The sequence below is a fragment of the [Mycobacterium] manitobense genome, from assembly GCF_025821665.1.
Classification (GTDB): Bacteria; Actinomycetota; Actinomycetes; order Mycobacteriales; family Mycobacteriaceae; genus Mycobacterium; species Mycobacterium arseniciresistens.
The window spans coordinates 52,459-63,212 of record NZ_JACKSJ010000051.1 but is presented as its reverse complement, the minus strand read 5'-3'; the positions used below and the strand labels follow the sequence as shown (position 1 = coordinate 63,212).

7 protein-coding genes and 1 pseudogene are annotated in these 10,754 nt (G+C 71.4%); 5 read left to right on the top strand and 3 right to left on the bottom strand.

The genetic code is table 11. The annotated features are described in order from the left end of the window. The 5 genes and pseudogenes from H7I41_RS06810 to H7I41_RS06790 all read left to right on the top strand — a co-directional run. Positions 1 to 2,119, top strand: a pseudogene (locus H7I41_RS06810) (ATP-binding cassette domain-containing protein); the annotation flags it as partial. 243 nt (positions 2,120 to 2,362) lie between these two features. Beyond that, a complete protein-coding gene (locus H7I41_RS06805; protein ID WP_264011815.1) occupies positions 2,363 to 2,857 on the top strand; it encodes a sensor domain-containing protein in 495 nt (164 codons plus the stop codon). Positions 2,858 to 2,990: 133 nt separating this feature from the next. Continuing rightward, on the top strand, positions 2,991 to 3,707 hold the full coding sequence (locus H7I41_RS06800; protein WP_264011808.1) for an LppX_LprAFG lipoprotein: 717 nt from the start codon (positions 2,991 to 2,993) through the stop codon (positions 3,705 to 3,707). 34 nt (positions 3,708 to 3,741) lie between these two features. Beyond that, entirely contained in the window at positions 3,742 to 4,113 is a 372-nt protein-coding gene (locus H7I41_RS06795) for a DUF4189 domain-containing protein (protein WP_264011807.1), read from the top strand. A gap of 186 nt (positions 4,114 to 4,299) precedes the next feature. Beyond that, on the top strand, positions 4,300 to 4,791 hold the full coding sequence (locus H7I41_RS06790; protein WP_264011806.1) for a hypothetical protein: 492 nt from the start codon (positions 4,300 to 4,302) through the stop codon (positions 4,789 to 4,791). A gap of 15 nt (positions 4,792 to 4,806) precedes the next feature. Here the strand turns inward: H7I41_RS06790 and H7I41_RS06785 are convergent, their stop codons facing one another. Genes H7I41_RS06785 through H7I41_RS06775 form a run of 3 tightly spaced genes read right to left on the bottom strand, consistent with a single transcriptional unit; the run spans position 4,807 to position 10,516 of the window. Then, a complete protein-coding gene (locus tag H7I41_RS06785; protein WP_264011805.1) occupies positions 4,807 to 5,964 on the bottom strand; it encodes a hypothetical protein in 1,158 nt (385 codons plus the stop codon). Then, entirely contained in the window at positions 5,964 to 8,465 is a 2,502-nt protein-coding gene (locus H7I41_RS06780; protein WP_264011804.1) for a GAP1-N2 domain-containing protein, read from the bottom strand. Before H7I41_RS06780 ends, H7I41_RS06785 begins: the two co-directional genes overlap by 1 nt. Next, on the bottom strand, positions 8,462 to 10,516 hold the full coding sequence (locus H7I41_RS06775) for a SaeA-related protein (RefSeq protein WP_264011803.1): 2,055 nt from the start codon (positions 10,514 to 10,516) through the stop codon (positions 8,462 to 8,464). Before H7I41_RS06775 ends, H7I41_RS06780 begins: the two co-directional genes overlap by 4 nt. Positions 10,517 to 10,754: the final 238 nt, after the last annotated feature.

Sequence of the window (10,754 nt, the reverse complement as noted above, 5' to 3'; positions counted from 1 at the left end):
ACCGCCGCCACGACCCGCACCACGGGCGACTCCCCCGGCGCCCCGGCCCACCCCGCCTGCTCCACGGCCACCGCACCGCGGCGCACCGCCGGTCACCGGCGCCATGTCCGCGCCGCCTGTGGTGCCGCAGCCCGCCCAGGACGAGGATCTGCTCGGCAAGGTGACCGGTGCGGTGAAACGGGTGGTGCGGCCGTCGGCCACACCCGCACCGGCGGGCGCACTGACCGTCGGCCGGTCGGCGAGCAACACGATCGTCGTCGACGACGCCCTCGCATCCCGCGTGCACGCCTACCTCGTCGCCGTACCCGGCGGCATGGAACTGCGCGACAACCGTTCCAGCAACGGCACATTCGTCAACGGCGAACGCGTCACCAGCACCGTCCTGCGACCGGGTGACACCGTCGCCATCGGCAACACCGACCTCACCTTCACCGGCACGACGCTGACGCCGAAGGCGGCCACCCCGCAGGTCGGCGGCCTGCAGGCCTACCAGCTGGGCCTGGTCGTCGATGACGACAAGTCGCTGTTGTCCAACGTCAGCTTCAGCGCCGGGCCCGGCACCCTGACCGCGGTCATCGGCCCCTCCGGCGCAGGCAAGTCGACCCTGATCAAACTGCTCGGCGGCGCCACCCAGCCCACCACCGGCGTGGTGAGCTTCGACGGGCACAACGTGCAGGCCGAGTACGCCTCACTGCGGTCCCGCATCGGGATGGTGCCCCAGGACGACGTCGTGCACCGCCAGCTCACCGTCACCAAGGCACTGAACTACGCTGCGCAGCTTCGTCTTCCGCCCGACACCAGCAGTGCCGACCGCAAGGCCGTCGTGGCCCGCGTGCTCGCCGAACTGGAACTCACCGAACACGCCGACAAGCGGGTCGACAAGCTTTCCGGCGGCCAGCGCAAACGCGTCTCCGTCGCCATGGAGCTGCTGACCGGCCCGTCGCTGCTCATCCTCGACGAGCCGACCTCCGGGCTCGACCCCGCGCTCGACCGCCAGGTCATGTCAATGCTGCGCCGCCTGGCCGACGCCGGTCGCGTCGTGGTCGTCGTCACCCACTCACTGACCTACCTGAGCATGTGCGACCAGGTGCTGCTGCTCGCGCCGGGTGGCAAGACCGCGTTCGCCGGCCCGCCGGCGCAGATCGCCGCCGCCATGGGCACCAGCGACTGGGCCGACATCTTCGCCTGGGTGTCCACCAATCCCGATGCCGCCCACCGCGCCTTCCTCGGCCGCAACCCAGCGGCGGCGCAACCGCCGAAGCCCTCGCCCGCCGCCGGACCACTGGGTCAACCGGCGCGGACCAGCTCGGTCAAACAGATGCTGACGGTCCTGCGCAGGCAGGGCCGGCTGCTGGTCGCCGACCGCGGCTACTTCCTCTTCCTTGCGGTGCTGCCCTTCATCCTCGGGGCGCTGTCGCTGGTGGTGCCCGGTGACGTCGGGCTCGGCGAGGCCGATCCGCGCGGCTCGTCCCCCAACGAGCCGACACAGGTGCTGATCCTGCTGAACATCTCGGCGGTGTTCATGGGAACCGCACTGACGCTGCGCGACCTCGTCGGTGAGCGCCCCATCTTCCGCCGCGAGCAGGCCGTCGGGCTGTCGGCCGGGGCGTACCTGGTGGCGAAGGTCGTCGTCTACAGCATCGCGGCCGCCGCACAGGTCGCGATCCTGACCGCCATCGTGGTCGCGGGTAAGGGCGGGCCGACCCAGGGCGCACTGGTGCTGGGCGATGCCACCGCGGAACTGTATGTCGCGCTGGCGATCACGGCCATCGTGTCGGCGCTGCTGGGATTGTTGCTGTCGTCGATCGCCAAGTCCAGCGAGCAGATCCTGCCGATGCTGGTCGCCGCGATCATGCTGTCCATCGTCTTCTCCGGCGGGCTGATACCGGTGACCGCGCGGGTCGGCCTGGACCAGGTGTCGTGGTTCCTGCCCGCCCGCTGGGGATTCGCCGCCTCCGCGGCGACGGTGGACCTGCTCAAGATCGCCCCGCTGGTCACCGTCGACGATCCGCTGTGGCGCCACGAGGCGAAATGGTGGCTGTTCGACATCGCGATGCTGGTCCTGCTGGGGATCGCGTTCACCCTCGCGGTGCGTTGGCGGCTTCGGCTGCGGAGTCTCGGCGCGTCCGCGGCGGACGCCGATTCCCGCAAGGGTGTGCCCGGCTGGGTGGTGGCGGTCGTCGCGCTGCTGGCCGCCGCGGCGCTGGTCGCGGCGCTGTCGGTGGTCACCCGAGGTGGCGGCACCCGCGATCCGCAGGCGGCACCCGACATTCCCGAGCAGGGGCCCGCCCCCACCCAGGACGCGATCACCCCCGCGCAGCTGCAGGGTCTGCTGCTCGACCCGAACGCCGTGGGCTCGGTGATGGCGGCACTGGCCGGCGCCACGGCGCAACCGCTGTCCCAGTTCGGCACCGCCACGGTGACGCCGCCCGAATGCACCGGCGCCGCCGACGCCGGGAACACCGCCAGTTACGCCGCATCCGGATTCACCGGGGTCGCCGGCAGGCGACTCACCGACCCGGGCGACCCCCGCGTCGTCGTCGACCAGTACGTGTCGAGTTTCCCCGACGCGGACGCGGCGGCGATCTACCAGGACGAGCAGATCAACGGCTGGCAGGCGTGCACCGGCACCACGGTCGGCGTGGGCACCCCGCCGGCCGCCGTCCGCCAGTTCGTCGTCGGCCCGTCGAACAACGAGGACGGCCGGCTCACCGTCAGCCTCACCGAGGACGGGAACCGCTGCCAGCGGGCGCTGCTCACCGATTCGAACGTGGTGATCGACGTCCGGGCGTGCGGTCCGGATGTGGATCAGCAGGCCACCGACGTCGCCGTCCAGATCGCCGACAAGATCTCATGACCGGCTCACCCGAGTCCCGGAAGGAGGGCTGACCACGCCGACCAGGCGCTGCCCAGAGACCCGTGGGCCGCATACCGCAGGACAACCGATCGACCACCGCACCCCGGGTGCGGAGACCAGAAGGAGAAGTTCCATGAAATTCCGGTTCGCCATCGTGATCGCCGCGGCGATCGCTGCGATCCTCGCACTCGCGGGTTGCCAGAGCGGCTCCGATTCCGGCAGCGGCGACGGCGGGAGCGGCCAGGACGCCGCAGGCCTGCTGCAGCAGTCGGCCGAGGCGATGCGCGGCCTGACCGGCGCACACGTCGTGCTCACCGCCGAAGGTCAGGTCCCCAACGTCAAGGTGACCACGCTGGAGGCGGACATCTCGAACAAGCCGGCGCCGGTCGGAACGGGCACCGTCACCCTCGACATGGGCGACGCGCCCGGCACCGCGCAGATCATCTACGTCGACGGCCACCTCTACTCCGACATCGCCGAGCCCGGCACGTTCGTCGACTACGGCGACGGCAACTCGATCTACAACATCTCGGTCCTGCTCGACGCCAACAACGGTCTGGCCAACGCACTGACCAAGATCAAGGATCCGAAGTCCGAGGGCGGCGAGGACATCGACGGGACGAAGACCACGAAGGTCAGCGGCACCGTGTCCACCAACGACGTCTCCGCCCTGGTCGGTCTGCGCCGCGCACCCGAGAAGGAGAAGACACTGCCGATCACCGTCTGGATCGCCGACGGGGACCCGCACTACGTGGTCCGCGCCCAGATCGCGCCGACCGACGACGCCAAGCTCACGATGACGTTCTCGGAGTTCGGCAAGCAGGTCACCGCCACCAAGCCCGCCGTCTAGCGGCCGCAACCATTCTCAGAAAGGACTCGAGCTCATGAAGAAGACCACGACCCTGCTCGTCGCCGCCGTGGCTGCGGCCTCGTTCAGCACCGTTACCGCGGCGCCCGCCGACGCCGCCCTGTACTACGGCGCGATCGCCTACTCCGGCAACGGATCATCGGGCACCGCGTACAACTACTCCAGCCGCAGCGAAGCCGAGATGCTGGCCGAACTGGTCTGCGGCTACACCGACTGCGACACCCTGACCAGCTTCACCGGATGCGGTGCGGTGGCACGAAACTCGACGCAGGCGTACGGCGGATCCGGCCCGACGCTGGCCGCCGCGCAGCGCAAGGCGCTGGCCAGCCTGCGGTCCAGCAGCGGCCCCGGCTACATCGACGCCTGGGCCTGCAACAAGGGCAGCTGACTCGACGGCCGACCGGCCCGCCGATCCGCACACCGCGGAGAGGCGGGCCGGTTGCTTCGACTCGAAGAAATCACGTGTACCACGAACACTGTCCGCCGTACCGGCCGCCGCTTCATCCACCACCGGGTCACAGGGCATCCGCCCCTCCCGCCGGGCCATGGTGTGCCGCCGCCGGCCCGCCCACGGATGCTGCTTTTCGGACTGCTGGCCCTCGTGGTCGCGCTGTCGATCGCCGGTGCCCTGGCGTTCTTCATGGCGAACAACACGAAGCCGCGCTCGTTCGCCAACGGCGGCCGGATCGACATCACCGAGGACACCGAAGCTGTCTTCGTCCGTGGCCAGGATCCGGACGGCGTCCGCTGCACAGCCGTGCGTACCGGCGGCCAACGGATCACGCTGCCGCGCTTCAGCAGATGGCCGAATGCCGTGGGTGGAGGGAGGGGCATTCCCAGCTATCGCGCGGTGGCCACGCTTCCCGGCGGCGGGGGCTCGCTCACCGTGACGTGCAGCGGAATGTCCTCGGACAGGCTCTACGTGGGTGAGGCCCCGTCAGTCGGCCCCCTGCTCGTCATCATGTTCGCCTTCGCGGTGCCCACCCTCGCGATCCTCGCCGTCGCGATCGTCATGCGGCGCAGGATGTACGGGCCGAGCATGCGGCCACCACCAGGCACCCGCTAGCCCTGCCTCGCCGGCTCAGAGCACGCCGAAGCTCGACGTCACCCAGCGGACCGGGTCCGCGCAGCGGAACGGCGCGATGCCGCGGGAGTGCAGCCGGTTGCCACTCGGCGGCTGGCCCAGCGCGGACACCACGAAGTATCGGTGCGCCAACATCATTCCGCTCGACGGGTTCTCCACCGCGGCGACCATGCCGCCGCCGTGCAGCCGGGTCAGCAGGCTGCGCACCTCCTGGTGGAGCAGCTGGCCGTCGGTCTCGTCGTAGTACTGGCCGTCGGAGGTGTCCCGCAGATACGCCGCACCGGCGTTCGACATGATCAGGTTCCACTCGGATCCCTCGACGTCACGCAGCACCCGCAGCGCGTCGAACTTCGACAGGATCACCGCGAGCTTCGGCTGCGCCGATCCGACCGCCTGCAGCATGTTGTAGAGCACACCGCGCGGGTCGCCGCCGCTGAACATCTGCACCGGCAGCAGGTCCTGCAGCTGATCGCGAATGGCCTTGACGCGCAACGGGTCGAACATGAAGAACACCGCGTCGGCATTGGCGAAGAACCGGAACGGCGGCGCGTGCAGATCGCCCGACTCCATGTCCTCACCGGCGACGTCGCGCAACACCAGGAAGCGGCGGACGCCGTGCCACACCCCGATGCTGAACATCAGCGGCTCCCGTTGATGCGACGCCTGGGTGTCCACGGTCGGCGTCGGCGGGACGAGTCCGCGCTGCACGTACAGCGGTGTCTCGTAGTTCAGCGAGTACGCGGCCGCCGTCGCGCGGGTGACCGGCTCCATCGACACCCCGAGCCGCTCGCACAACAGCTCCAGCTGCTTGACCAGCACCGCGATGTAGAGGCTCTTCCCGGTGGCTCGCGCGCCGGCCATCGCGATACAGATCGCGTGGCCGTTGCGCCAGCCGTCGGGCAGCGTGAAGTGGCAGACCGGGCAGATCTCGATCGCCTGCCCCTGCAGTGCCCGGCTGGCCTCCTCGATCGGTGGCGGCGGGCCGTCGTATCCGGCCGGCCGCGCCCAGGTGTACAGCGGCCCGCACTCGGCGGGCGCTCCGAGATAGGCGGTGGCGACCTCGTCGCGGTATCGGGTCCCGCCGGCCTGCGGTGACAGCGTCCACAGGTGTTCGGCCGGGCTGAGCGCGGTGAAACAGCGGGGGCACTTGGACATCAGCGGCCCCACCGGGTGCGGATCGCCGGCGACGAGTGCGCCTCGGCGCCGCGGGCCAGCAACCGCCCGGCGATCTTGCGGCCCCGCCGCAGCGCGCCGTCGGACATGTCACCGGACAACTGCGCCATCGCGATCGCCACCGATCCGGCGTCGACGCCCTCGGCGCCCGCCCTCGTCATCAGCACGCGGTTGGCGAGCTGCCAGGACATGTCTACGAGGGGATCGCCGGTGGGGGCGATCTCCTCATCGGGATTCCAGCGCAGGGCGGCCACGGCCAGCACCACGGCCGGGTTGAGAAGGTGTGCGTCCAGGAGTGCCGTGGCGTGCGCGAACGCGGTGCCTGCCGCGGCCGGGTCACGTGCCAGCGCGATGCACACCGACGGGTACGGCTGTCCGGACGCGGCGGCGATGAGCGCGAATGTCACCAGGCGCTGGGCGCAGTCGGGGTGGATCCCCTCGGGGCCAACCGATTCGGCCGCGATGTCCCACAGCGGTGTGTACGCCGCCTGATGGGTGGTCGCGTAACCCTGCTGCACCCACACCTGGGGCTCGATCAGCCGAACGCCGGCGCATGCGACCGCGACGTGGTCGTCGTTGGCGGCGAGCACCGCGTTCGCGAGCCGCGCCAGCTCCGGTGAGTCGGCCGCGCCCATCAGGGTGCGGATCGTGGCCGCGCCGGGCACCGCGTCCCCTGCCGCGGCGAGCAGGTCACCCGGTGGCCACAGCGTCTCGGCGGCCATCTGCTCGAATCCGCTCGAGCCACAGGTGCGTAGCCACCACAGCGCCGCGGTTCGGTCGGCGGTGTCGGTCGCGCCCTGCCGCAATGCATACGTTCCGCGCAGCGCGGCCCTGGTCCATGTCTCGTCGTGTGCCTGCACCTGCGCGAGCTCCTGGGCCGACGGTGCGGTGATCCCGGCGGCCAGCCAGTCGAGCACGTCGTCGGGCAACGGCACGGATCCGTCGGTGCAGTCGGCGTCGGCCAAGAGCGCCGCGGCGAGCGCGAGCCGGGTGGGCGCGCCGACCTGTCCGTCCAGGCCGCCCACCAGCGACGGGCCCTGCTGCGCGTCCCGCAGCCGCGACACCACCTCGGCGTCGACGGCGGTACGCACCCGGGGGTCGTCGACACCGGAGCGGATGAGCAGGTCCGCCAGCCGGAGCACCCGGTGCGGGCCTGCGGCGCGGGCCGCCGCCACGGCGGGGTCGAGAACGGTGTCCAGCTCGTCCGGCACCGGCATCCCTCGAAAGCTCCGCTCGCTCACCGGAATCGGGCCGGGTTGCGCCAGCCACGCGTCGTCGGCGACGGCCCGGCGCAGGTAGGTCGCGTCGGCGAGTTCACCCGCGGGGCCGGGCGATGCCCGTTCGACGGCCTGCCACGCATCGCGGGTGCTGTTGCCCAGCACCCAGTGCATGACCCCGGAGATGGTGCTCGCCACCGCGGGGTCGCGAGCCGCACCCGGCGGGGAGTGCGCGGCGATGACGGCGCGGGCCTCGGCCTCCGCGTCGGCGAATTCGTCGTACCTGGTCACCGCCATCGCCATCGGCCACGCCGGATGCAGGCCCACATCGCCTGCCTGCGCGGCGAAGTGGTCGATGTCGTCGAGCACCAGCCGCGCCGACTCGGCATCGAGAAGCACCACCTGTGCCATCGCCGACCACGCCGTCACGGCGATGGTCTGTCCGCCCGCGGTGCGGTGCGGCTGGCCGTCGAGTTCGCCGAGCCACAGCGTGTCGGTCTCACTGATCACGAGTGCGTCGGGCGGCAACCGGTCGAGGTCGGCCAGCGGGACCGCGGTCAGGTGCTGCTTGCCCTGGACGGCGAGGCCGAGCTGTTCGGCCCGGTCGAACGTCGAGAAGTTGAGCGTCCCTGCGGTTCCCGCGGACATCAGGAAGCTGACCAGACCGATCCACTGGGCGGCCGACTCGGTCGACTCGACGCCGAGCACCACCGGCCTGCCGCCGGCCAGCGCCGCGGCGACGGCGTCGAGCAGGCCGAGCAGCGTGGCCAGCCGCCAGGTCGACGGGTCGAGCGCGAACGTCACGACGCTCTCCCTGGTGACCACGCCGCCCGGTTCCGGAGCGCCCTCCGGGAGCGCGGCGCCCGCCACCGCCGGCGGCCCGTACGGGCACAGCCACCGCGGTGACCGCCACCATTCGATGGGGCGCCGCGGATTGTGGTCGGGTGTGCGGTCGAGCACCGCGTGGGCGAACACGTTGCCGGGCCGCCCGGTGCTGTCCGGACCGGCGGGCACGGTGTGCCAGTAGCCGGCGGTGTCGCGGTCGACGCGCCGGAACGCCAGCCGCCGCGGCCCGTCGGCGAGCTGCTGGGTGGTCGGGTAGGCCGGCAGCGGCCGCACCGGGTTGAAGACGGTCCGCACACCGGCGACCAGGGTCTGGATCTCCTCGGTGGTCAGCCCGCCCGCGGTCTGTTTGACCTGCCAGCCGCCGACGGTGCCCGCGGCGTCGAAAGACGTGTAACTGAGCTGGCCGTACCGTGTCGTCACGGGGCCGCCGGGGTGAGTCGCAGGGTCTCGACCGGCGGGTCCAGCAGTGCGATCACCCGCAGCCGCAGCGGTGAGGGGGTGTTGACGAACAGCCGGATCCAGCCCTGCCTGCCGCGCAGGTTCGCCGCCCACAACTCGGTGCCGCCGCTGGTGCTCAGCTGTGACCATCTCAGCTCCTTCGAGGGCTGCGCAGCCAGCTGGCCGTGCTCGTCGAGCGGCGCCACGTCGACGGGTTGCCCGTCGTAGATGGACAGCGGGATCCGCTGCGGGTTGTTGACCAGCACGAAGACCGGCGAGCCGGGAAGGTCGTACTCCGAGCGCATCGCGATGGTCGCGGTGGTGGGTTGCCCGTCGGGACCGCGCCCGATCCGCACCCCGTACTGCAGCCGCAGCAAGCCGTGGTAGTCGATGCTCGCGGTGGCGCCCATGATGCGACGGCCGCCGGAGAACGCCACCGGCGCCAGGTGCAGCGAACATCCACCCAGCGGGAGCTGGCCGGCGAACTGCATCCCGCCGTACCGCTCGTACTCCTCGAGCGTGATCTCGAACGACGTGCCGGACATCGCGGCCCGCGCGTCGTAACCCTTGGGGGCGACGTAGACCACCACCGCCGCGGCGCCGTCGGGCCAGTCGAAGGTGAGCACCTGCTTGTTGCAGTACTCGGCGAGGTCGATGTCGCGGATGAGGCCGGTGCGCACCGTCGAGAAGGTGGTGCCGAGCCGGGCCCGATCGCCGATCAGCGTGACCGGGGTGAAGTAGGCGCGGCTCCACTCGTTCGGCCAGGAGACGCCGACCATCATCGACCGCACGTGGCCGTCGGCGTCGCGCTGCTCGGCCACCGGCTGCGTCAGCCGCATCTCGTCGGCCAGCCCGACCTGTTCCAGTGCGCCGCCGGGCAGTTCGGTGGCGTCGGCGCCTGCGCTCGGGCCGTCCTCGGTCCGGTAGATCACCACCTTGCCGGCCGGCGGGTTCGTCCAGGTCAGCTCGAGCATGGTGCCGTCTTCGCTGCCACCCGAGACGCCAAGGTCTGTCACCGGCAGCAGCACCGCCGAGACCTCGACCTCGAACGCGGTCGCCTCCGACAGCCGCAGCACGCCCTCGACCGGTGCGGCGCAGCGCGCCCGGTAGACGTAGCGCCTGCCGCGGTCGACTCCGGTGTCGACGAAGCCGTTGAGGTTGTCGCCGTCGGGCAGGATGCGGTACTGCGGGCCGTCCTTGTCGGCGTCCTCGGCGGGCACCCGGTAGAGGTAGACCGCGCTGACCCCGGCAGGCACCGACCACTGCCCGATCACCCGGCCGGCGTCCTCACGCACCACGAAGTCGGCCAGCGGGCTGATCAACATGCCGGAGGCGTGCAGCACCGGCTGGGCGGCCAGCGCCTCGGCGTGGGTGGCGCCGGCGTTGGCCCACACCTGGAAGCTGCGCACCGCCGAGGAGGCCATGCGTTCGTCGGTGGCCGACAGCTCGGCGGTGACGGCCACCAGGTCGGCGCGGTCCGGGGAGTGAGGCGGCCCGTCGTCCCCGCTCACCAGGCGGTAGAGCACCACCGCGGCCGACGCCGATTCATATGCGGGCCAACGCAGTTCGAGCGCACCGCGACCGCCGTTGACGTCACGGCGGCGGAACAGCGCGATCGGGTGCACCTCCGCTGCGGGGACGCCGCCGTCGAAGGGTGCGAAGTTGGCCGCTGCGGGTGGCGGTTCGTCGAACGGCACCGGGTCGGTGGCGGCGAAACCACCGGTGTCGGCGGCGGCGCCGGCGTCGGTGGTGTGGTGCCTGCCGGTGGTCCCGGTGCCCACCGGGACGGTGGTGGCGGGGTCGGCCTCCAGTTCACGCAGCACCCTGGCCATGTCGTCGGCGTGCTCGGCGGCCGACCCGGGGAGCATCGCGCGGACCTGGTCGACCTCCGTGCGGCCGGAACGCAACACCAGCCGCAGGTGGGCTTCCTTGAAGCTGCGGGCGGACACCGCGCCGGAGTCGATGAGTTGCTGGCGCCAGTCGAGCAGCGTTTGGAGCCGGGGATCGTCGTCGACGGGGTGCGGATCGGTCATCGGCGGCACACCAGCGCGATGCTCATTCCGAGGGGGGTGACACGGGCAACGGGTGGCTCGAGCAGAGGGCCCCCGGGCTGCATCACAGCAGTGTATCGGAGTGTGCTGCAGCCCACCTGCGCCTATTTCAGGAGTCGGCGGCGTGCCCGCGTCAGGTCGTCAGGCGTCAGGTCGCCGCCGGACCGGCGAACACCGATTCGTGAAATGCGGGTCCTGTGGGTACCCCCTACCGGGAATC